The 22,923-nt window shown below is 63.0% G+C and carries 21 protein-coding genes; 14 read left to right on the forward strand and 7 right to left on the reverse strand.

Going from position 1 to position 22,923, the window contains the following annotated elements; genetic code table 11:
- The first annotated feature begins 7 nt into the window (after nt 1-7).
- Complete coding sequence (locus tag IE093_RS14575) at nt 8-871, forward strand: shikimate dehydrogenase family protein (RefSeq protein ID WP_189470419.1); 864 nt, start codon at nt 8-10, stop codon at nt 869-871.
- Entirely contained in the window at nt 871-1,314 is a 444-nt protein-coding gene (gene aroQ / locus IE093_RS14580; protein ID WP_189470476.1) for a type II 3-dehydroquinate dehydratase, read from the forward strand. The genes IE093_RS14575 and aroQ overlap by 1 nt, the downstream gene beginning before the upstream one ends.
- Nucleotides 1,315-1,369: 55 nt before the next feature.
- Here the strand turns inward: aroQ and IE093_RS14585 are convergent, their stop codons facing one another.
- On the reverse strand, nt 1,370-2,263 hold the full coding sequence (locus tag IE093_RS14585; protein ID WP_189470421.1) for a DMT family transporter: 894 nt from the start codon (nt 2,261-2,263) through the stop codon (nt 1,370-1,372).
- Between the two features lie 132 nt (nt 2,264-2,395).
- On the opposite strand from IE093_RS14585, the gene IE093_RS22490 reads away from it, so the two are divergent.
- A complete protein-coding gene (locus IE093_RS22490; protein WP_229803607.1) occupies nt 2,396-2,584 on the forward strand; it encodes a hypothetical protein in 189 nt (62 codons plus the stop codon).
- 73 nt (nt 2,585-2,657) lie between these two features.
- Here IE093_RS22490 and IE093_RS14595 read toward each other — a convergent pair whose 3' ends face one another.
- From IE093_RS14595 to IE093_RS14610, 4 genes are all read right to left on the reverse strand, one after another.
- Nucleotides 2,658-3,482, reverse strand: coding sequence for a sugar phosphate isomerase/epimerase family protein (locus IE093_RS14595; RefSeq protein WP_189470422.1), 825 nt, complete (start codon nt 3,480-3,482; stop codon nt 2,658-2,660).
- The gene (locus tag IE093_RS14600) at nt 3,479-5,233 is read right to left on the reverse strand and encodes an FAD-dependent oxidoreductase (protein WP_189470424.1); all 1,755 of its coding nucleotides are present in this window, start codon (nt 5,231-5,233) and stop codon (nt 3,479-3,481) included. The genes IE093_RS14595 and IE093_RS14600 overlap by 4 nt, the downstream gene beginning before the upstream one ends.
- Nucleotides 5,234-5,367: 134 nt before the next feature.
- Nucleotides 5,368-6,321, reverse strand: coding sequence for an AEC family transporter (locus tag IE093_RS14605; RefSeq protein WP_189470426.1), 954 nt, complete (start codon nt 6,319-6,321; stop codon nt 5,368-5,370).
- A 68-nt stretch (nt 6,322-6,389) separates the two neighbouring features.
- Nucleotides 6,390-7,181: an IclR family transcriptional regulator domain-containing protein gene (locus IE093_RS14610; RefSeq protein ID WP_189470429.1), complete on the reverse strand. Its 792-nt coding sequence runs from the start codon at nt 7,179-7,181 to the stop codon at nt 6,390-6,392.
- 98 nt (nt 7,182-7,279) lie between these two features.
- Here IE093_RS14610 and IE093_RS14615 point away from each other — a divergent pair, with 98 nt between their 5' ends.
- From IE093_RS14615 to eno, 10 genes are all read left to right on the forward strand, one after another.
- Nucleotides 7,280-8,617, forward strand: coding sequence for a class-II fumarase/aspartase family protein (locus IE093_RS14615; RefSeq protein WP_189470431.1), 1,338 nt, complete (start codon nt 7,280-7,282; stop codon nt 8,615-8,617).
- A gap of 209 nt (nt 8,618-8,826) precedes the next feature.
- Nucleotides 8,827-9,645 (forward strand): CoA transferase subunit A, encoded by an 819-nt coding sequence (locus IE093_RS14620; RefSeq protein WP_189470479.1) that lies wholly within the window; start codon nt 8,827-8,829, stop codon nt 9,643-9,645.
- Nucleotides 9,645-10,421: a CoA-transferase subunit beta gene (locus IE093_RS14625; protein ID WP_189470433.1), complete on the forward strand. Its 777-nt coding sequence runs from the start codon at nt 9,645-9,647 to the stop codon at nt 10,419-10,421. The genes IE093_RS14620 and IE093_RS14625 overlap by 1 nt, the downstream gene beginning before the upstream one ends.
- Before the next feature lie 9 nt (nt 10,422-10,430).
- Nucleotides 10,431-11,636: a 3-oxoadipyl-CoA thiolase gene (gene pcaF / locus IE093_RS14630; RefSeq protein WP_189470435.1), complete on the forward strand. Its 1,206-nt coding sequence runs from the start codon at nt 10,431-10,433 to the stop codon at nt 11,634-11,636.
- Nucleotides 11,637-11,812: 176 nt separating this feature from the next.
- On the forward strand, nt 11,813-12,988 hold the full coding sequence (gene pcaDC, locus IE093_RS14635; protein ID WP_189470437.1) for a bifunctional 3-oxoadipate enol-lactonase/4-carboxymuconolactone decarboxylase PcaDC: 1,176 nt from the start codon (nt 11,813-11,815) through the stop codon (nt 12,986-12,988).
- A gap of 40 nt (nt 12,989-13,028) precedes the next feature.
- Nucleotides 13,029-13,769: a protocatechuate 3,4-dioxygenase subunit beta gene (gene pcaH / locus IE093_RS14640; RefSeq protein ID WP_189470438.1), complete on the forward strand. Its 741-nt coding sequence runs from the start codon at nt 13,029-13,031 to the stop codon at nt 13,767-13,769.
- Nucleotides 13,770-13,785: 16 nt separating this feature from the next.
- A complete protein-coding gene (pcaG, locus tag IE093_RS14645) occupies nt 13,786-14,418 on the forward strand; it encodes a protocatechuate 3,4-dioxygenase subunit alpha (protein WP_189470440.1) in 633 nt (210 codons plus the stop codon).
- Nucleotides 14,419-14,581: 163 nt separating this feature from the next.
- Nucleotides 14,582-16,243 (forward strand): CTP synthase, encoded by a 1,662-nt coding sequence (locus IE093_RS14650; RefSeq protein WP_189470442.1) that lies wholly within the window; start codon nt 14,582-14,584, stop codon nt 16,241-16,243.
- A gap of 9 nt (nt 16,244-16,252) precedes the next feature.
- On the forward strand, nt 16,253-17,104 hold the full coding sequence (gene kdsA, locus IE093_RS14655) for a 3-deoxy-8-phosphooctulonate synthase (RefSeq protein ID WP_189470444.1): 852 nt from the start codon (nt 16,253-16,255) through the stop codon (nt 17,102-17,104).
- Between the two features lie 63 nt (nt 17,105-17,167).
- Nucleotides 17,168-18,463 (forward strand): phosphopyruvate hydratase, encoded by a 1,296-nt coding sequence (eno, locus tag IE093_RS14660; RefSeq protein ID WP_189470446.1) that lies wholly within the window; start codon nt 17,168-17,170, stop codon nt 18,461-18,463.
- 602 nt (nt 18,464-19,065) lie between these two features.
- Here eno and fdxA read toward each other — a convergent pair.
- Both fdxA and mutS read right to left on the reverse strand, forming a co-directional pair.
- Nucleotides 19,066-19,389, reverse strand: a complete 324-nt coding sequence (gene fdxA, locus IE093_RS14665) for a ferredoxin FdxA (protein WP_189470448.1) — start codon at nt 19,387-19,389, stop codon at nt 19,066-19,068.
- A 207-nt stretch (nt 19,390-19,596) separates the two neighbouring features.
- The gene (gene mutS, locus IE093_RS14670) at nt 19,597-22,191 is read right to left on the reverse strand and encodes a DNA mismatch repair protein MutS (RefSeq protein WP_189470449.1); all 2,595 of its coding nucleotides are present in this window, start codon (nt 22,189-22,191) and stop codon (nt 19,597-19,599) included.
- 121 nt (nt 22,192-22,312) lie between these two features.
- Between mutS and IE093_RS14675 the strand changes: the two genes are divergently transcribed.
- A complete protein-coding gene (locus tag IE093_RS14675) occupies nt 22,313-22,825 on the forward strand; it encodes a CinA family protein (RefSeq protein ID WP_189470450.1) in 513 nt (170 codons plus the stop codon).
- Nucleotides 22,826-22,923 lie beyond the last annotated feature (98 nt).

Consider the following 22,923-nt stretch of genomic DNA (forward strand, 5'->3'; position numbering starts at 1 on the left):
TAACACGATGCGACTCGGTTTGATCGGTAAAGCCATCATGAATTCCAGCTCGCCGGACCTTCACGTCAGGCTCGGCAAGCTGACCGGCATTCCTGCTACCTACGACCTGTTCGACGCTAACGAGCAGCCCATCGAGTCGCTGGAAAGCCAGGTGCGCAAGGTCATCGCCGAAGGCTATCGCGGCGTCAATGTCACCTTTCCATGGAAAGAGGATGCGGTGAAGCTGGCTGATCGGCCCACCGAAGGGGCGCGCATGGTCGGGGCTGCCAACACCCTGGTATTCGAGAAGGACGGCATCGTCGCCGAGAACACCGACTACACCGGTTTCATGAGCGGCTTCCGTGCCACGCTGGGCGAGCGCAAGCTGGGGCGGGTGCTGCTGATCGGTACCGGCGGGGTGGGCAAGGCGGTGGCCTTCGGCCTCGGTAAGCTGGGTGCCGAGGAAGTGAGGCTGATGGACCTCGATGAAGCCAAGTCGCGTCAACTGGCCGGTGAACTGGAAGCGCAGGGCTTCAAGGCCTCGGTCGTTACCCAGGAGCGGTTGGCCGAAACGGTGGAAGCCTGCGATGGCCTGGTCAACTGCACGCCGATCGGTCATGAAAAGAGCCCCGGCTGTCCGCTGCCCAAGGAGCTGATCAAGGGGCATCACTGGGTCTTCGATGCCGTCTACGTGCCGGCGGTGACCGAATTCATCACCGCCGCCAAGGCGGCCGGTGCCAGTGTGATGAGCGGTGTCAGCCTGTTCGTGTTCCAGGGCGTGGACGCCTTCAAGCTGTTCTGCGAGGATGCCGAAAAGCGTGCCGCCGCCGATGAACAGGCCGCGACGCTGTTCGCCCACTACAAGCGGGAACTGCTGAAGGAGAACGAATGATGAGCGCGGGCAAGGTCCTGGTTCTGCACGGCCCCAATCTCAACCTGCTGGGTACTCGCCAGCCGGAAATCTACGGCTACGAGACGCTGGAGGACATCAACAACGGCCTCTACGAGAAGGCGGCGGTCAACGGCTGGGATATCGAGTGCCGGCAGAGCAACCACGAGGGCGAACTGATCGACGCCATCCACGCTGCCCGTCAGGACGGCACTGTCGCCATCATCATCAACCCGGCGGCCTACACCCACACCTCGGTGGCGATCCTCGATGCGCTCAACACCTTCGAGGGCAAGGTGATCGAGGTGCATCTGTCCAACGTGCACAAGCGCGAGAGCTTCCGGCATCACTCCTACGTCTCGCTGCGTGCCGATGGTGTGATCGCCGGGCTCGGCAGCCAGGGTTATCACGCTGCCTTGGATGCCTTGATCAAGACCGCTGAGTGATTTCCGCCACGAATTTCCATACCATCGAGCCCGCCTATTGGTGGGCTCGCGGTTTTCAGGGTGACGTTCCCTTGCGCGTGGCCAGGTAGATCCCCGCTCCGACGATCAGCACCGCACCCAGGTAGGTCTCGAGTCGCGGCACGTCGGCGAAGAACAGGTAGCCGAACAGCGAGGCCCAGACGATCTGGATATAAAGGAAGGGAGAGACCAGCGAGGCCGGGGCGAAGCGCATCGACAGGATCAGGCCGAACTGGCTGGCGGCTCCCAATATGCCCACGGAAACGAAAAGAGGGAGATCGCCGAGGGCAATGGGCGTCCAGAAGGCTGGTACTACCGCACTGCTGACCAGGGCGCCGGCCAGGCCGGTATAGAACAGCGAGGTCAGCGGATGGTCACTGCGTCCGAAGCGCCGTGTGCAGAGTTGGTAGAGAGCGAAGCATAGCGTCATGCCGAAGGGCAGCAGGATGGCCGGCTGGGATCGCCAGTCGATGGGCCCGACGGCAATGACGACGCCGATGAAGCCCACCAGCACCGCCATGCCGCGCGCCGGCGTGACGCGCTCCTTGAGCAGTGGCATGGCCAGCAGGGTCACCAGTAGCGGCGAACTGAAGTTGATCACGTAGACCTGCAGTAGAGGCAACTCGCGAAAGGCCAAATAGGCGAAGGTACTGGCCGCAAGCAGCAACATCCCCCGCAGGCACTGTCCACCCAGCGAGCCGCTGCGCAGCAGGTCGCGGCCCCGTGGCAGACCCAACCATAGAAGATATCCCGCCAACACCAGCATATGGCCGGCGTAGCGTGCCCAGACCACCTGGATGGGCGAGTAGTCCTGACCCAGTGTCTTGACGCTGGTATCCAGCATCACGAACAGCAAGCCCGCCGCCAGCATGCAAACGACGCCCAGCAAAGGACGGTCTGCCGGCAAGGTGGTGGTGGACGAGTGAGACATGGGCCTCCTGCCAGTAGGGGCATCCCTGAGAGCGATACCAGTGAGAAAGATAGCTGGCTAAATAGTCTACGGCCAGATCGCCCGTCCTTCAAGTGAACAAAAGTTCGTCATTTGAACGCTGTAAGCTCGGAAGTGACTCAGGATCGAGCCTATCTCACCTCGCTGGGCCTGGGTTTTCTGGGCGCGTTGGGCATCGTCGATGCCGCGCAACCGCTGCTCGACGGCCTGGCCGAAAGGAGTGGTGAGCTGGTGCGCCTGGCGGTCGCCGAGGAACTCGCCGGTTCGGCCTCGGCTTCCAACCTGCTGCGGGGTGGGAGCTAGTCGTTCGACAAGGCGGATGCTGGTTCACGGATCGCTCCAATCCACCTGCCAACGATATCGAGGAGGTTTCAGATCACGTTTCGACCAACCGCCGCGCCTTGTCTAGCGCCATACGGGCGCGCTCCAGAGCACTAACCCCCTGGTTGCGCAGCCCCTCGGTGGGGATCTCCAGGCTTAGAAGTATGTCCGCAGGCAGCAGCGCCAGCATGCCCTTGAGGTCGATGTCGCCGTCACCGGGGAACCGGCGCTCGCTACGCGCCTCGCGGGTGATCTCGTCCACGTCGTCGGGAATCGAGCCGGCAACGTCACAGAGCTGCACGTAGTGCATCCATTCGTGGGGGACCTTGGCCAGGTCCTCCAGGCGGCTGGCGGAACGGTTGAGGTGGAAAGCGTCGACCAGCAAGCAAGCGTTGTCGTGGCCGGCCTTGCGTACGGCAGCGACGATGCGATGAGCCTGGAGCAGGTTCTTGACCCCGGTCCAGGGCATGAACTCAAGATGCGGATAAAGGCCGTAGGGACGAGCCAGTTCGCACAAGGCGGCGAAGTTGTCGAGGGTGCGGGTTTCACTGTCATCGTTGCCGGCCACCAGGATCTCGCTGGCACCAAGCTCGGCGCCGACCTCCATGAAACGCTCGAAGTCCGCCTTGACACGGGTCTCGGACTTGAGGCGCAGGATCTCGATGTCGGCCACCTGGATGCCGGTGTCGCGGAGCCTGCGGCAGGTCTCGCGCAGCAGCGCGGCATCGGTCAGCAAGGGAAAGGTTGGCTCGTTGGGCGTCGCCGGGATGGGGCGCAGGCCGACATGGTCGTAGCCGGCCTGGGCCGCGACCTCGACCATGTCGGGAGGCGAGAGTTCGAGAACCGTCAAGGCGGCCAGGGAATAGCGATGTTGGCTCATGGATATCTCCCTTCAGTCGCGGAGGCGGAGGCCACCCGCTCGGTCGATGAGCCGTCACGCTGGCCAGCGGCATGGCAGCCGGCGATATAGCCGAAGGTCACGGCGGGGCCCAGGTTGATGCCGCCCGCGGGGTAGAAACCGCCCATGATGCTGGCCATGTCGGTGCCCACGGCATAGAGACCGGGGATCGGCTCCCCCGACTCGTTGAGTACCTGGGCATGCTCGTTGGCCTTAAGGCCAGCGAAGGTGCCGAAGCAGCCCGGCACCACCTTCACGGCATAGAACGGTCCTTCATCCAGCGGCGCCACACAGGGATTGGGCTGGTGAGAGGGATCGCCCTGCTTGCGGTTGTAGGGAGTAGAGCCACGGCCGAACTCGGGGTCCTCGCCGTGGCGGGCGTACTCGTTGTAGGCCTCGATAGTGCGCTTGAGGTCTTCGAGGTCGATGCCGCAATTGTTGGCCAGTTCCTCGATGGTGCGGCCGGCCTTGAGATAGCCCTTGCGGATCCAGTGCTTGAAGGGCGCCGGTGCCGGGCGGGTGATTCCGATACCGTAGCGGCGCTGAAAGCGATGGGTGCAGATCAGCCAGGAGCAGACTTCCTCGCCTTCGTGCACCGCCTTGATCATGGCGTCGACGTAGTCATAGTAACCGTGAGCCTCGTTGACGAAGCGCTTACCGCTTCGCAGCACGCCGATGATGCCGGGCTTGCCGCGGTCGATGATGTGCGGGAAATGGCCCTCGCGGCCGCCGCCGTAGGGCACCCGCGACACCGGTGCCCAGGCCACCGGCGAGTAGAGGCTGGTATCGACCTGGCCGCCCACGGCCTCGCCCAGGCGCAGGCCGTCGCCGCTGGCGGATTCGGGTGGCAACGCCCAGTGTTCCTTGCCGGTAGGGGTACGAGGGAAGAGCTCGCGGCGGCGTTCGATATCGTTGGGGAAGCCGCCGGTGGCAAGTACCACGCCACATCGGGCACGCAGCGTCACTTCACCTTGTGGGGTGTCCACTACCACGCCGGCCACACGCTCGCCGTCCTCGATCAGTCGCTTGGCCGGTGACGACACCCAGGTTTCCACACCCATATCGTCGGCGGACTTGGCCAGCCGCCCAATCAGCGCCACGCCGTTGACCAGTTGCATGGCGCGTCCGTAGCGGGCCAGGTCATAGAGATGACGCGTGAAGCGCCGGGTCACGTGCAGGAAAGACGTGAACGATCGGGTGAAGGTCAGGAAAGCCATCAAATCCGGCCCAGCCTGAATCGGCATGCCCAGGAACGCGGTCTCGGGCATGGTCTTGCGCAACTTGTGGATGCTCTTGCCCAGTTCACGACCATCGAAGGGTGCGGCGATCACCGAGCGGCCACCGGTGCCGGCACCAGGGGTATCGCCGTGGATATCGGCGATGGCGTTGCCGTCGGCGAACTGCAGGGCGGTGTGTGTCTCGAAGAAGCTGACCATCTTCGGGCCGGCATCGAGGAAGGCGTCGATGCGCGCGGGATCGTAGCGCTCACCTAGCTCATGGCGCAGATAGGTGCGAACCGTCTCGGGGTCTTCATCGATCCCGGCACGCTTGGCCAGAGGGTTGAGCGGTACCCACATCCAGCCGCCGGACCAGGCGGTGGCACCGCCAAGAACGTCGTCTTTCTCGACCACCACGACCTCGAGGCCGTGGTAGGCGGCGGTGACCGCCGCCGACATGCCGGCAGCACCGGAACCGACCACGACTAGGTCGCAGTCATGAATCTTGTCGCTCATCTAGAGGTGCCCCAGTTCTGGAACCGAATTCAGGAACAATCTAGAACAGTGTCTTTTGTTCTGCAATGCGTACGAGTGTTCGTAATGTGGCCTCTGGCATTTCACAGCATGAAGCAGGCGTATCTGGACACTGATCAGGAAACGACGAACAGCGAGCTGGTCTGCAGCAGCCAGATCATCAGGCTGATGGTGAGGAAGGCGGCCAGGGTGGTCACCATTAGGGTCGCGGCGGTGATCTCGCCTAGCCCGTAACGCTGACCGAAGATCGGGTAGACGCTTATCATCGGGGCGCTGGCGAAGAGGATTCCGGTGGTCATCAGTACCGGGTCGATGGTGGGCAGGGCGAGGAAGGCCAGCAGCACGGCCAAGGGGTGGGCGATCAGCTTGCCGATCGCGATCTGTGTCACGTCTCCGGCCATGCCTCGCGCCTTGAGGCCGTAGAGGGTGCCGCCGATCACGAACAGCGCCGTGGGGGCCGCCGCCGTGGCCAGCATATCGATGGCGCGAAATAGTGGTGCCGGCAGGCTCAGCCCCGAGAGCGCCAGGGTGGTTCCAACGAGGATGGCGATAATGATCGGGTTCTTGAGTAATTGCCGGATCGTGCGTATCAACACGACTCGCGTGCTGGCACCGCGCTGGGAGCTGACCTCGGCTAGGGTCAAGGCGGCCGGGATCACCAGCAGGTTCTCGATCAGGAAATTCAAGGCCATGGCGGCCACCGCGGGTGAGCCTACCACTAGTGCCGCCACCGGGTAGCCGATGAAGCCGCTGTTGGAGGCCGACATGCCCAGCGCGTATAGGGCACTGGCATCCAGTGGTTTGCGCTGCAGCCGTCGAGCGATGAACAGGGCGGCAAGGAACACCACCAACGAGCCAAGTCCGTAGGCAAGCAGATAGTAGGGGTTGAAGATCTCATTCAAAGGGCGACTGACCAGCGCCCTGACGATCAGTGCCGGCAGTGCGCAGTGGATGACGAAGACGCCGAGGCCGCGAATCTGCGGCTTGTCGATGATGCGGATGTGGACCGCGAGGTAGCCCACGCCCACCAGCAGGAATATCGGTAGGGTGATGCCGAAAATATCGGGCACTCGTCGTCCTTAACTGCGCTCACTCGCAATACTGGAAGTAAAGGTCCCGTGGATCGATAGGACTGCGTTCAACTGACATTGGCACGGATCAGCCGCGCCTTTTCCTGCAGCAGTGGCATGAAGGTCCGCGTCAGGGTATCGAGATCGATGCGCGCGGCATTGGTACTGATGTTGATGGCGCCGAGCAAGCGGCCATTGGCGTCGAAGGCCGGGATGGCCAGCGAGCGCAGGCCGGAATCCATCTCCTGGTCGACGATGCAATAGCCTTGCTGGCGCACCTTGAGGATGCACTTGCGCAGCTCGGCCTTGTCGGTGATGGACTTGTCGGTATAGGCGGTGAGGGTCACGCGTTCGAGATAGGCGTCTAGCTCGGCATCCGGCAACTGAGCCAGCAGTACCCGTCCCATCGAGGTATGCGCCGCGGGCAGACGGGTGCCCACCGACAGGGTGATGGCCAGCAGCCGGTGCTTGGCCGCCGAACGGGCCACGTAGATGACGTCGTCGCCGTCGAGCACGCCCAGCGACGAGGACTCGCCGATCTCGGCGGTGATATCCTCGAGATATTGTTGGATTACCGTGCGATAGTTGTTGGCCGAGAGGAATGCATAGCCCAGTTGCAGCACCTTGGGCGCCAGTTCGAAATGGCGCTGCTGCTTGCGTACGTAGCCCAACGCATGCAGCGTCAGCAGGAAGCGGCGAGCCCGTGCGCGGTTCATACCGGTACGTGCGGCGACCTCGCTCAGCGTCATGCGCGGGTGGGCGCCGTCGAAGGCCAGGATCACCTCCAGCCCGCTGGCCAGGGCGGTGACGAAGTCACGGTCCTCGGGGGTCAAGGTGTCATCGTGCCGTTGTACTTCCATCCTTCGCGATCCTGATCGAGTTGCGTGTGTCGATGACTCCAATCTAGCATAACGTTCGAACTACGAACACTTGTACGACTTATGGTGGAGAGCCCGAGATGCCTGCTACCTTGATCCAGCATCCTTTCATGAGTCAGGGGGCGCTAGGTGACTGTAACGCCGATGCCTTGGTTGGGGCCATGCTGGAGTACGAGCTGGGACTGGCCGACGTTCAGGAGGCCCATGGCGCGCTGCCCGAGGGAACCCACCAGGCCCTGGCCAAACACCTGCATGGACATGCCTTTGATCTCGATGCCATCGCTTCGGGTATCGCCAGCGGCGGCAACGCCGCCATTCCCTTCGTCAAGCAGGGACGTGCCGCCTTGCCGGCTGAGCTCAAGCGCTACTGGCATCAAGGCGCCACCAGTCAGGACGTCGTCGACAGTGCCCTGATGCTGCTGCTCAAGCCGCGCCTGGCCTCGATCGACGGTCTGTTGCAACGTTGCCGCAGCGCCGCCATCGTCCTGATGCAGGCCCACGACGAGACGGTGATGGTGGGCCGCACCCTGATGCAGCAGGCATTGCCGATTACTTTCGGGGTCAAGGTCGCGCACTGGGCACTGGGGCTCGAGCAGGCACGCCGGCGCCTGCTCCCGCTGGCGGAAAGCGGCTTGCCGGTGCAGTTCGGTGGTGCCGTTGGCGTGCACTCCGGCTGGGACGATCTGGGGCTCGATTTCATGGATGCGCTGGCCGCACGGTTGGGATTGGCGGCACCGGTACTGCCTTGGCATACCGACCGGCAGCCGATCCATGCCCTGGCTACTGCCTTGGACGCGGTGGCTGGCGCGGCCGAGAAGGTAGCGCTGGACGTGGCTCTGCTGACCCAGACCGAGATCGGCGAGGTGGCCGAGCCTGGCGGCGAGGGCATGGGCGAGTCGTCGTCGATGCCCCACAAGCGCAACCCGGTGCGTTGTGCGCTGATTCGCGGTGCAGCTCGCCAGGTACACGGTCACGCCACGGTGATTCTCAATGCCACGGCACAGCCTTTGGAACGCGGGCTCGGTGAATGGCATGCCGAATGGGCGCCGTTGATAGACAGTACGCTGCTGGTGGAAGGCGCGCTGGAGCAGCTTGCGGTATTGCTGGAAGGGCTGGAGGTACATCCCGATGCCATGCGGCGAAATCTGGAAATCACCGGCGGCGCGATCATGGCCGAGCCGGTATCGCGACTGCTGGTGCCGATCGTCGGCCAGGACGCAGCCAAGCGCATCAGCGCCGAGGCCGCGGAGACGGCGCGCCGGCAGGGGCTGTCCTATGCCGAGGTATTGAAGGCCCACTCCGAGGTGAAAGGACGTGTCGAGGTCGAAGTATTGGAAGAAACGGCCTCCCCGGCATCATACATTGGTAGTAGCAAGGCTCAGGTCACAAGGGCCATTGCCTGGCTGAAAAACATCTAACCGATTGTTACGTAAGAACTTCGCGTGTGGCGATATTCAGGGAAGGCTTGCCTTCCCTTTTTTTGTGGTTTGACGAAACAGTGATTGGAGATTAATTTGTTCGTATTACAAACCTATGTTCACTAGCCGAACATTGGCATCGAGCCAAGATGCAACGTTCGACCCTAGGGCTGGTGAATATCGTATCGACCACCAAGAGGCGAACCATCATGGCCGAGTTCCTTAGCTTGCATGACGCGGTCGCGCGCTACGTCGAGGACGGCGCCACCGTGGCCATGGAAGGCTTTACCCACCTGATTCCCTTCGCCGCGGGTCACGAAGTGATCCGCCAGAAGAAGCGCGACCTGACCCTGATCCGCATGACCCCCGACCTGGTCTACGATCAGCTGATCGGGGCTGGCTGCGTGAAGAAGCTGATCTTCTCGTGGGGCGGCAACCCCGGCGTTGGCTCGCTGCACCGCCTGCGCGATGCCGTGGAGAAGGGCTGGCCGCACAAGATCGAGATCCTCGAGCACAGCCACGCCGCCATGGCCTGTGCTTTCGAGGCCGGGGCTGCCGGTCTGCCGCTAGCGGTATTGCGCGGCTACGTGGGCAGCGAACTACCCAACGTCAACGACCAGATCAAGTTCATCGAGTGTCCGTTCACCGGCGAGCGCCTGGCGGCGGTACCGTCGATTCGCCCGGACGTGTCCGTCGTCCATGCCCAGAAGGCCGACCGTAAGGGCAACGTGCTGGTGGAAGGCATCATCGGCGTGCAGAAGGAAGCCGTGATGGCGGCCAAGCGCAGCATCGTCACCGTCGAGGAGATCGTCGACGATCTGAACACGCATCCCAATGCCTGCGTGATCCCCGGTTGGGCGATCAGCGCCGTGGTCGTCGCGGAGAAGGGTTCCGCACCCTCCTACGCGCATGGCTACTACGATCGCGACAACCGCTTCTACAAGGAGTGGGACGCCATCGCCCGCGACCGCGATGCCTTCACGAAGTGGCTTGAGGAAAACGTCTATAACGCAGGAGGACAGTCCTGATGAGTCTCGAATATACCTCCGCGGAAATGATGACCGTCACCGCCGCGCGTGCGCTGGAAAACGGCATGACCTGCTTCGTCGGCATCGGCTTGCCCAGCGAGGCCGCCAACCTGGCGCGCCTGACCCATGCCCCCGAGGTGGTGCTGATCTATGAATCCGGCACCCTGCAGACCAAGCCGGATGTATTGCCATTGTCGATCGGCGATGGCGAACTGTGCGAATCGGCGCTGACCACTGTCTCGGTGCCGGAGATGTTCCGCTACTGGCTGCAAGGTGGTCATATCAGCGTGGGCTTCCTGGGCACCGCCCAGATCGACCGCTATGCCAACCTCAACACCACCCTGATCGGCGACTACCATGATCCCAAGGTACGCCTACCGGGCGGTGGCGGGGCGCCGGAGATCGCCACCAACGCCCACGAGGTCTTCATCACCCTGAAGCACTCCAAGCGCACCTTCGTCAAGGACGTGGACTTCGTCACCACCCTGGGCTTCGGTCGTGATGGCAAGGGCCGCGACGGCGTGCCCAACATCGGCAAGGGCCCGACGCGGGTGATCACCGACCTGTGCGTGATGAAACCCGACCCCGAGACCAAGGAATTGGTGGTCGTGTCGCTGCATCCGGGCGTGTCCCGCGAGGACGTGATCGAGGCAACCGGCTGGGAGATCCGCTTCGCCGACCAACTGGAGTCCACTCCCGAGCCCAGCGCTCATGAGCTTGAGGTGTTGCGCGAACTGAAGGATAGGACCGATCGCAAGCACGCAGGGGAGGTCTGAGGAGGCCGTATGAGTAACGTCTATCTGTGTCATCCGCGGCGCACCGCCGTGGGCCGCTTCGGTGGAACGCTCGCCAGCGTGCGTCCCGACGATTTCGCCGCCACCATCTTCAAGGCGGTGCTGGCCGAGGCACCCAACCTCGACCCCGCGGCCATCGACGAGGTGATCATGGGCTGCGCCAACCAGGCCGGCGAGGACAACCGCAACGTGGCACGCATGTCGTCGCTGCTGGCGGGTCTGCCGACCTCGGTTCCCGGCACCACCATGAATCGTCTGTGCGGTTCGGGCATGGACGCGGTGGGCACCGCTTTTCGTGCCATCAAGGCCGGCGAGTTCGAGCTGGTCCTGGCCGGTGGCGTGGAATCCATGTCCCGCGCGCCCTACGTGATGGGCAAGGCCGAGACCGCCTTCTCGCGCACCCAGGCCATCGAGGACACCACCATCGGCTGGCGCTTCATCAACCCGCTGATGAAGAAGCAGTATGGCGTCGACTCGATGCCGGAGACCGCCGAGAACGTCGCCGAGCAGCACCGCATCTCCCGCGAGGACCAGGACGCCTTCGCCCTAAGCTCCCAGCAGAAGGCCGAGCGTGCCCAGAAAGAAGGCCGCTTTGCCGAGGAGATCACGCCGATCGAGATTCCGCGCCGCAAGCAGGAGCCGCTGATCTTCGATCAGGACGAGCACCTGCGTCCCGGCACTACCCTGGAGAAGCTGGCCAAGTTGCCGACCCCGTTCCGCGACGGCGGCAGTGTCACCGCCGGCAACGCCTCTGGCGTCAACGACGGCGCCGCGGCGATGCTGGTGGCCAGTGAAGCCGCTGTGGAACGGCACGGGCTCAAGCCCATGGCACGCATCCTGGGTATGGCCACCGCCGGGGTGGAACCACGCACCATGGGCATCGGTCCGGTGCCGGCGGTGCGCAAGCTGCTGGATCGCCTGGGTATCTCGCTGGACGAGATCGACATCATCGAGCTCAACGAAGCCTTTGCCTCCCAGGCCCTGGCCTGTATGCGCGAGCTGGGCATTGACGACGACGACCCACGGGTCAATCCCAACGGCGGTGGCATCGCCCTGGGCCATCCGCTGGGCATGTCCGGGGCGCGCCTGCTGCTGACCGCCGCGCATGAGCTGCACAAGCAGAACAAGCGATATGCGCTGTGCACCATGTGCGTGGGCGTGGGGCAGGGGATTGCGACGCTGATCGAGCGCGCCTGATAAACAAGAAGGAAGAGGGAAGGGATAAGACGGAAGAGAACGGTCACTGGATCCTCGAGACGCATAGCGTCTCTCTTCCTTCTTCTAGCTTCTAGGGGCGCAGCCCTGTTCTTCCTTCTTTCATGCATGTCCGCGCCGAAGCTTCGCTCGGCGCTTCGCTATGGGAGAGGCTCCATATGGCATTTCTGACTATCGATGGCCGCAGCGTCGCCTATCGCCTGCTGGGCGCCGAGGCGAATCCACTGGTGTTGCTGGCCCATCCATTGGGCATGACCCAGGCGGTGTGGGACGACATCCTGCCGACCCTGCTGCCGCGCTACCGGGTACTGACCTGGGACCTTCCCGGCCATGGCGCCAGCCAGGCCTGGCCCGAGAGTGGCGGCGAGATCACACCGGCCGCGCTGGCGGACGAGGCCCTGGCTTTGGCCGAGCATGCCGGGGCGTCACGCTTCCACTTCGTCGGCACGTCGATCGGTGGTGTGGTCGGCCAGCAGTTGCTTGCCGAGCACGCCGAGCGTCTGCTCTCGGCAACCCTGACCAACACCGGTGCGGTGATCGGCACCAGTGAGCTGTGGACGACGCGTGCCGGGCGTGTCCGCGACGAAGGCTTGGCGGCGATTTCCGGCGAGATCGTGCCGCGCTGGTTTTCCGCCAAGCGGTTAAAGGCGGAACCGGCTCTGGAAAGCGGCTGGCGCACCCAGATGGCGCGCACCGATAGCGAGAGCTATGCGCGGCTGTGCGAGATGCTGGGACGCACCGATTTCCGCAGCAAACTGAAAGGGCATGGAGTTGAAGTGCATCTACTAGGTGGCAGTGACGACGTGGCCACGCCCCCCGAAACCCTTCAGACCCTGGCCGCCGAATGCGGTGGAGCGCCGCTGGAGATCCTCGAGGGCTTCGCTCATGTGCCTTCGGTGGAAGATCCCGAGGCCATGGCCAAGCGTCTGCGCCTGTGGCTGACCAAGGATCGCCCGCAGGTCGGCGAGCAGGGCGTGTCCTATGACGAAGGTCTCGAGACCCGCAAGCAGGTGCTCGGCGAGGATCACGTCGCCCGGGCCGGTGCCGGGGCAACCAGCCTGGACGCGCCCTTCCAGCAGATGATCACCCGCCTGGCCTGGGGCGAGCTGTGGGGCAACGACGACCTGACTCGTCGCGAGCGCAGCATGATCACCACCGGTATTTTGGCGGCGCTGGGCCGCGAGGAACTGGAACTGCACCTCAAGACCGCCAAGCGCATTGGCCTGAGCGAAGCCGAGCTGCGCCAGGTGCTGATGCACGTGGCCATCTACGGCGGCGTGCCGGCGGCCAACCATGCCTTTGCCATGGCCAAGAAATTGGGCTGGGGCGAGTAACTTCGCCCGGATCCTCCTAGTCCCCATAGAGAAGACCGCTATGCAAGACGATAACAAGCGCTTCGTGGAACGCGACCGTAACTGGCATCCCCCTGCCTATGCCCCTCGCTACAAGACCTCCGTGGCGCGCTCGCCGCGTCAGTCACTGGTCAGCCTGCAGAAGCCCAGCGTCTCGGAGCTCACCGGCCCCGACTTTCGCCACCTGCGCATGGGGGCCCATGATAACGACCTGCTGCTTAACTTTCGTGAAAACCCCGCGCTCGAAGGACAGGCCGGTCTGCCGATCGGCGAGCGAATGATCATGTTCGGCCGTGTGGTCGACCAGTTCGGCAAGCCGGTGCCGCACACCTTGGTGGAGATGTGGCAGGCCAACGCCGGCGGGCGCTACCGCCACAAGAAGGACAGCTACCTGGCACCGCTGGATCCCAATTTCGGTGGCGTGGGCCGCTGCCTGACCGATGAGCAGGGCTGGTACCGTTTCCGTACCATCAAACCCGGGCCCTACCCTTGGCCGAACGACATGAATAGCTGGCGCCCGGCGCATATCCACGTTTCGGTGATAGGCCCGTCTATTTCCACCCGCTTGATCACCCAGATGTACTTCGAAGGAGATCCGCTGATCCCGATCTGCCCCATCGTCCAGACCATCAATGACCCGGATGCGGTCGAGACCATGATCGGTCGTCTGGACATGTCGCGCAGCAATCCCATGGACTGCCTGGCCTACCGCTTCGACCTGGTGGTGCGCGGCGAGCTGCAGACCTATTTCGAGAATCAGTGACAGGGGGCGCAAGACCATGAAACAGCCGAACACCGTACCCAGCAGCGAGCTGATGCTGCGCGAAACCGCTTCGCAGACCGCCGGTCCCTACGTGCATATTGGCCTGGCGTTGGACGTCGCTGGCCTGCCCGAGCGCGAGGAGGAAATCTGGAACCAACTGGCCAAGCCGGAAGCCGAGGGCGAGCATATCGAGGTGGTGGGTACCGTCATCGACGGTAACGGCGACCTGGTGCGCGATGCCCTGATCGAGGCCTGGCAAGCCAATGCCAAGGGCGAGTACCAGCCCGAGTTCGACCTGCAGAAGCCGTTCAACAGCTTCGGGCGTACCGCCACCACCGCCTCCGGCGACAGCGAATGGACCCTGCATACCATCAAGCCTGGCGCCGTGACGCGCAGTGACGGCAAGGTCATGGCACCGCACATCAACCTGGCGATCTTCGCCCGCGGCATCAACATCCACCTGCAGACCCGTCTCTACTTCGAGGACGAAACCCGGGCCAATGCCGTGTGCCCCGTGCTCAATGCCATCGAGTCGCCGGTGCGCCGCCAGACGCTGATCGCCAAGCGCGAGGAGGCCGATGGCAAGATCCGCTATCGGTTGAACATTCGCCTGCAGGGTGAGGGGGAAACCGTCTTTTTCGATTTCTGAGCCGGTATGGCCAGCATTGTGCCAAGCGCCGTCACTCCCAAAGGTGGCAGCGCATTCGTCGGGCGGCGTAAAATTGAGCCGCAAGGCCGAATCTGCTACTCTGTCGACCCATCCTGGCGCGGTTTCCTGCTGTGCCTTCTGATCACGTTTCGACAGGTTTTCCATGACACGATATATCTTCGTGACCGGCGGCGTTGTGTCCTCCCTAGGCAAGGGCATCGCGTCGGCATCGCTGGCGGCGATTCTCGAGGCGCGCGGCCTCAAGGTCACCATGCTCAAGCTGGATCCGTACATCAACGTCGATCCCGGCACCATGAGTCCCTTCCAGCATGGCGAAGTGTTCGTCACCGAGGATGGCGCGGAAACCGACCTCGACCTGGGCCACTACGAGCGCTTCATCCGCACCAAAATGACCCAGGGCAACAACTTCACTACCGGCCGTGTCTACGAGCACGTGCTGCGTAAGGAGCGCCGCGGCGATTACCTGGGCGGCACCGTGCAGGTCATCCCGCACATTACCGATGAGATCAAACGCCGTGTGTATGCCGGTGGCGATGACTTCGACGTGGCCCTGGTGGAGATCGGCGGCACGGTCGGCGACATCGAGTCGCTGCCGTTTCTCGAGTCGATCCGTCAGATCAGAAGCGAGCTGGGCGCCAATCGCGCCATTTTCATGCACCTGACCCTGGTGCCCTACATCAAGACGGCCGGCGAGACCAAGACCAAACCGACCCAGCACAGCGTCAAGGAGCTGCGTTCGATCGGTATCCAGCCGGACATCCTGATCTGTCGCAGCGAGGTCGAGTTGGAAGAAAGCGAGCGACGCAAGATCGCGCTGTTCACCAACGTCGAAGAGCGCGCCGTGGTGCCGCTGCAGGATGCCGACACCATCTATCGCATCCCGCTGATGCTGCATGAACATAGCCTTGACGAGATCGTCTGCGACAAGCTGCGCCTCGAAGCCGACGAAGCCGACCTATCGGAATGGGTCGGGGTGCTGGATGCCAAGCTCAATCCGCTGAAGTCGGTCAATATCGCCATGGTCGGCAAGTACATGGACTTGCTCGATGCCTACAAGTCGCTCAACGAGGCGCTGATCCACGCCGGCATTCAGGGGCGGGTCAAGATCAATATCGACTATATCGACTCCGAGGACATCGAACGCCATGGCACCGAGCGCCTGGCCGGCAAGGACGCCATCCTGGTGCCTGGTGGCTTCGGCGAGCGTGGCGTGGAAGGCAAGATCGCCACGGCCCGCTACGCCCGCGAGAACAACGTGCCCTATTTGGGGATCTGCCTGGGTATGCAGGTGGCGGTAATCGAGTTCGCACGCCATGTGGTGGGCTGGGTGGACGCCAATTCCACCGAGTTCACCCATGACACCCAACATCCCGTGATCGGCCTGATCACCGAGTGGATCAATGCCGAGGGCAAGATCGAGCTGCGCGACGAAGCCTCCGACCTCGGCGGCACCATGCGTCTCGGTGGCCAGGTCTGCCACCTCAAGTCTGGCTCCAAGGCCCACGAGGCCTACGGTGCCGACGAGATCGTCGAGCGCCATCGCCACCGTTTCGAGGTCAACAACCAGTTCGTCGAGGAATTGGAGCAGGCCGGGTTGGTAGTGTCGGGCAAGAGCGTCGACCAGTCGCTGGTGGAGATGATCGAACTGCCGAATCACCCTTGGTTCGTGGCTTGCCAGTTTCATCCCGAGTTCACCTCCACGCCGCGCGATGGGCATCCACTGTTCTCCGGCTTCATCAACGCGGCGCTGGAGCACAAGAACGAACGGGCTCGTCAACATGCCCAGGCCCAGCCGCAGGGCTGAGGAGGTTGCATGCAAGCACAGGATACCGTCATCGAATTCGCCGGCCTCAAGGCCGGCAATTCATTGCCGCTGATGCTGTTCGGCGGCATGAATGTACTCGAATCCCGCGAATTGGCCATGGAAGTGGCCGAAGCCTATGTCGACGTGACCGGCAAGCTGGGCATTCCCTATGTGTTCAAGGCCAGCTTCGACAAGGCCAACCGCAGTTCGATCCACTCCTTTCGTGGCCCGGGGCTGGAGAAGGGGCTGGAGATCCTGGCCGAGGTCAAGGAGCGCTTCCAGGTGCCCGTACTGACCGATGTCCATGAGCCGTGGCAGGCCGAACCGGCGGCCCGGGTCGCCGACATCATCCAGCTGCCGGCCTTCCTGGCCCGCCAGACCGACCTCGTCGTGGCCATGGCCGAGACCGGGGCGGTGATCAATATCAAGAAGCCGCAGTTCCTAGCGCCTCACGAGATGCGCCATATCATCCGCAAGTGCGAGGAGGCCGGCAATCGACGGCTGATCCTCTGCGAGCGTGGCTCCAGCTTCGGCTACAACAACCTGGTGGTCGACATGCTCGGCTTCGGTGACATGAAGCAAACCGGCTACCCGGTGTTCTTCGACGTCACCCACTCGCTGCAACGCCCCGGCGGGCGTGCCGACAGTGCCGACGGCCGGCGCGCCCAGGTTGCCGAACTGGCCCGCGCGGGTGTTGCCGTCGGCCTGGCCGGACTGTTCCTCGAAGCCCACCCCGACCCCGACAACGCCAAATGCGATGGCCCCTGTGCCCTGCCTTTGGATAAACTCGAACCCTTTCTCACCCAGCTCAAGTCACTTGACGACCTGGTCAAGGGCTTCCCGGCGCTGGAGATTTCCTGAGCGGAGCCGTGAATCACCGACTCAATCAAGATCAACGCTGACTCACTAAAGGATCACACCACCATGACCAAGATTGCCGATATCCGCGCCCTAGAGGTGCTCGACTCGCGCGGCAACCCCACGGTACAGGCCGAGGTGACGCTGGAAGGCGGTGCCAAGGGCGTGGCTTGCGCACCCAGTGGGGCATCGACCGGGTCCCGCGAGGCACTGGAACTGCGTGATGGCGACAAGTCCCGTTACCTGGGCAAGGGCGTGCTCAAAGCCGTGGATGCCGTGAACGGCAAGATTCGCGATCGCCTGCTGGGAATGGATGCTCAGGATCAGCGCGCGCTTGACAATGCCATGCTCGAACTCGATGGCACCGACAACAAGGCCAACCTTGGCGCCAACGCCATTCTGGCTGTGTCGCTGGCCGCCGCCAAGGCTGCCGCCGTCGACAAGGACGTCGCACTCTACGCCCATATCGCTGAGTTGTTCGGCCAGCCGGGCCAGTACCGCATGCCGGTACCGATGATGAACATCCTCAATGGTGGCGAGCATGCCGACAACAACGTCGACATCCAGGAGTTCATGGTCCAGCCGGTGGGGGCGCCGAACTTCCGCGAAGCGCTGCGCATGGGAGCCGAGATCTTTCACACACTGAAGAAGGTACTTTCCGCCCGCGGCCTGTCCACATCGGTGGGTGACGAGGGCGGTTTCGCTCCCAATCTGGCGTCCAACGCCGAGGCCCTGGAAGTGATCAAGCAGGCTGTCGAGGATGCCGGCTATACCTTGGGCAAGGACGTGACGCTGGCGCTCGACTGCGCTTCCTCCGAGTTCTACAAGAACGGTCAGTACGACCTGGCCGGCGAGGGCAAGACCTACGATGCCAATGGCTTCGTCGAATACCTTGCCGAACTTTGCGATCAGTACCCCATCGTCTCCATCGAGGATGGCATGGACGAGTCCGACTGGGCCGGTTGGAAGGCGCTCACCGACAAGTTGGGCGATCGTGTGCAACTGGTCGGTGACGACCTGTTCGTCACCAACACCCGCATCCTCAAGCGTGGCATCGATGAGAAGATCGGCAATTCGATCCTGATCAAGTTCAACCAGATCGGCTCACTGTCCGAAACCCTGGACGCCATCAAGATGGCCCAGGATGCCGGTTTCACTGCGGTGATCTCGCACCGTAGCGGCGAGACCGAAGACACTACGATTGCCGACCTGGCTGTGGCCACTTCCGCTGGCCAGATCAAGACCGGTTCGTTGTGCCGCTCCGATCGTGTCGCCAAGTACAACCGCCTGCTGGTGATCGAACAGGAACTCGGTGACAAGGCAGCTTACCCCGGTCTCTCCGCCATCAAGGGTCAAGGCTGACTTCCCGCCCGGGTGAAGGCGCTGGTCGCCTTCACCCCCTCCTTCCTCATCTCCTTTCCCCTCGATATGTCCGGGCGTCAGGCCGAGTGCAGTCCGTACCTTCTTCTTTCTGGCGTCGCTCTTGTAAGATATATCTTCATTTTTTGTAAGACATTTCCTACAAATTTCCGTCGATCCTGACCATATTGATCAAAAAATGATCGATTTTTGCGTTGCAAAAACCTATATATAATTGATTTTTAAGATGTTTTATAAATTTGTGCCGTAACGAGTGCCTGTGAAGGCCACAACCCCCCCGGTTGAGAAGTCTTGCATAAATGCCACAATGACATTGGGATTTGGAGAGGCGAGGAACGCTTTTCCGGCAGGATGCAACGGGATGCTAGTCGTGGTGCGCCAAGTGCGACAGGACGCCGCCTCTTGGCAGGGACGTCACCACAGGAGTTCGGGCAGAAGGATCTGCCCAAGGGAACGGCTGGGAGCGGGCGACCTTCGGGTCGCCTTTTTCGTGTCTGCCGGCAAGAACCGCCGGCCAAACGGAAACGCCGAATGTCATGGACATTCGGCGTTTGCGTATTCGGGATTGGTGGAGCTGCGTTTCCTCAGCGTTCCAGGTATTCCAGCTTACCCGACTTCCCATCCCACTCTTCGGCGTCTTCGGGCGGGTCCTTCTTCTCGGTGATGTTTGGCCACACTTCGGCCAGTTCGGCATTGAGCTCGAGGAAGGATTTCTGGTCGTCGGGCAACTCATCCTCAGAGTAGATGGCCTCGGCGGGGCACTCCGGCTCACACAGCGCGCAATCGATGCACTCGTCGGGGTGGATGACCAGGAAGTTGGGCCCTTCATAGAAGCAATCCACGGGGCACACTTCGACGCAGTCGGTGTATTTGCACTTGATGCAGTTTTCGGTGACGACGAATGTCATTGGTTCTCCCTCATCGTGATCGGCGCGGCGATACCGAACGCGCCGACACCTGGATAAGCCGGGTTATAAGCGGGTGCCAGTATTATAAGCCGCTATTCTAATGGCGACACATTCTAGTCGCGCCACCAATGCCTGGGCAAGCCACGCCCCAGGCCGTTTCCAGACCGATTCGGCATGCTTTCATGCCGCTTTTCCTCATGCTGGTAGCTATAGCGCTTCACGCCAAGTGTAGAGCAGCTCCAGCGCCTGTCGCGGCGACAGGCCGTCGATGTCCAGCGCGGCCAACTCGTCAAGCAGCGGATGCGGGGTACTGGCGAACAGATCGGCCTGCTGTGGCGGTGCCGATGGCTCGCCCGGCAACGCAGGATCGGTAGTCGCCACACGCCGGTTTCCTTGGTCGACTTCGTGTTGTTCGAGGCTGGCAAGCTTCTCCCGTGCACGGGCGATCACCATCTGGGGGACGCCGGCGAGCTGGGCCACCTGCAGGCCATAACTCTGACTCGCCGGTCCCTCTTCGACCCGGTGCATGAAGACGATGCCGTCCTTGTGTTCGGCGGCGGTCAAGTGGACGTTGGCCACGCTCTCGGCCTGTTCGGCCAGGGCGGTCATCTCGAAGTAGTGGGTGGCGAACAGGGTGAAGGCTCGCGAGCGGGTCAGGTGTTCGGCACTGGCCCAGGCCAACGACAGACCGTCGAAGGTGCTGGTGCCGCGGCCGATCTCGTCCATCAATACCAGGCTATGGTCGGTGGCATTGTGCAGGATGCTGGCGGTTTCGGTCATCTCGACCATGAAGGTGGAGCGGCCGCCGGCCAGGTCGTCGCTGGAGCCGATACGGGTGAAGATGCGATCCACCGGGCCGATCTCGGCATGATCCGCCGGCACGAAGCTGCCAGTATGCGCGAGCAGGGTGATCAACGCCGCCTGGCGCATGTAGGTAGACTTGCCGCCCATGTTGGGGCCAGTGATCACCAGCATGCGCCGGGAGTCATCGAGAACCAGGTCGTTGGGCACGAAAGGGGCATCGCTGACGTGTTCGACCACCGGATGACGGCCGCCGCGAATCTCGATGCCCGGGGTCTCGGCAAGCCGTGGGCGCACGAAGTCCAAGGCCAGAGCACGTTCGGCGAAGGCTGCCAGCACGTCCAGGGTAGCCAGGGCGCGACCGCTGGCCTGCAGTGCCTCCAGGTCGGCATTGAGGGTATCGAGCAGCGACTCGTAGAGCAGCTTCTCGCGCGCCAGGGCACGGGTCTTGGCCGATAGCGCCTTGTCTTCGAACTCCTTGAGTTCGGGGATGATGAAGCGCTCGGCGTTCTTCAGCGTCTGGCGGCGGATGTAGTCGCTGGGCGCTTCACTGGCCTGGGCGCGAGGAATCTCGATATAGTAGCCATGCACCCGGTTGTAGCCGACCTTGAGCCCCGGCAGGCCGGTGCGCTCGCGCTCACGTGTCTCGAGCTCGACCAGGAATTCGCCGGCATGCTCGGCCAAGCCGCGGTATTCATCGAGTTCCTTGTCGAAGCCCGAGGCGATCACTCCGCCGTCGCGAATCACCACCGGCGGATTCTCGATCAAGGCTCGGGTCAGGGTATCGGCGAGCTCGGGGTAGGGAAGGATATGGCGCTTGAGGTCGTCCAGCGTCGAGCCTTCGTCGAAGCGTGCCAAGGCCTCCTGCAATTCGGGCAGGGTATTGAGCGCGTCGCGCAGTCGGGCCAGGTCGCGAGGCCTGGCGCTGCGCAGGGCCACGCGAGCGAGGATACGCTCGATATCGCCGATCTGTTTGAGACTGTCGCGCAGTGGCACGAAGCCCTCGTCGTCGAGCAGCAGTTGCACTGCTGCCTGGCGTGCGCCAATTTGTGCATGGTCGCGAAGCGGCCGGTTCAGCCAGCGTTTCATCAGCCGCGAACCCATGGCGGTGGCGGTGGTGTCGAGCACGCTGGCCAGGGTGTTGTCGGTGCTGCCACCAAGGTTCACGTCGATTTCCAGGTTGCGACGGCTTGCGGCGTCGATCACCACCGCGTCATCGCGGCTCTCGACGCCGATGGCGGTGACGTGAGGCAGGCGTGAGCGCTGGGTGTCGCGGGCATAGTCGATCAGCACCCCGGCAGCGGTGATGGCGACTTCCAGATGGGCACAGCCGAAGCCGCGCAGATCCTGGACCTGAAGCTGATCGCAAAGGGTACGCGTGGCGGTCTCGAGGTCGAGCAACCAATCGCTCTGGCGGCGCAGGCCGCTGCGATCGGCCAACGCCGGAGGCAGGTCGAGGCCGTCGGCGACCAGCAATTCGGCGGGGTCGAGGCGCTGAACCTCGGCCAACATCTCGGCCTCGCCATCGATTTCCAGGACACTGAAGCGGCCGCTGGAGAGTTCCAGCCAGGCGATACCCCAGCGCTCGCCCCTGGCGTGCAGTGCCACCAGCAGGTTGTCGCGGCGTGCATCGAGCAGGGCTTCGTCATACAGGGTGCCAGGGGTGACGATACGCACCACCTTGCGCTCCACCGGCCCCTTGGCGGCATTCGGGTCACCGATCTGCTCGCAGATGGCCACCGACTCGCCGGCCTTGACCAGCCGTGCCAAGTAACCTTCCACGCTATGGTAGGGCACGCCGGCCATGGGGATCGGCTTGCCCGCCGACTGGCCGCGCTGGGTCAAGGTGATGTCGAGCAGGGCAGCAGCGCGTTTGGCATCTTCGAAGAACAGTTCGTAGAAATCGCCCATGCGATAGAAGAGCAGTACGTCCGGGTGCTCGCGCTTGATCTTCAGGAACTGACTCATCATCGGCGTGTGCTGGGCGCTGGCCTGTGACATGGGCGTCCTTGTATCCATGGAATCGTCTCGCGACAGAGTCTGCATTCGGCTGCAAAAGGCATTATTCTACGCCGATGAATCCGTCGCGTCAGGACCACTCTGCCCAACTATAGGAGTTGCTATGGACGTGTCCGTCGCCAGCTTGAGTAACCTTGACCTGACCACCTTGGCCGAGCGGCTGGGTGAGCTATGCCGGGCCAAGGGAGTGCATGTCACCGCCGCCGAGTCCTGTACCGGTGGCGGCGTGGCCAGTACGATCACCGACGTGGCCGGCAGTTCCGACTACTTCGAGACCGGCTACGTGACCTACGCCAATACTGCCAAGACCCGGCTGCTGGGAGTCCCCGAATCCTTGCTCGAGGCTCATGGCGCGGTCAGCCGCGAAGTGGTTGAAGCCATGGTCGCCGGCGCGTGTCGTGACAGCGGCGCACAATGGGGCGTGGCCATCAGCGGTGTCGCCGGACCTGGTGGCGGCAGTGAAGCCAAGCCGGTGGGCACAGTGTGGTTGGCGTGGGGCGATGAGCGGCGTCAGGAGGCTGAGCATTACCTTTTTTCCGGTGACCGCCGCGCGATACGCGAACAGGCGGTGCGCGAAGCACTGATCGGGTTGATCGTGCGGCTCGACGCCGGCTGAAAAATTCGCCATACTGCCCGACATCGACTACTGTGCAACCATACAGTGATTGGCTCGCTGCCCGGCTTGGTCAATCGCGACGCAACGTAGCGTTCGTT

It is taken from the genome of Litchfieldella qijiaojingensis, from assembly GCF_014651875.1.
GTDB classification, from domain to species: domain Bacteria; phylum Pseudomonadota; class Gammaproteobacteria; order Pseudomonadales; family Halomonadaceae; genus Litchfieldella; species Litchfieldella qijiaojingensis.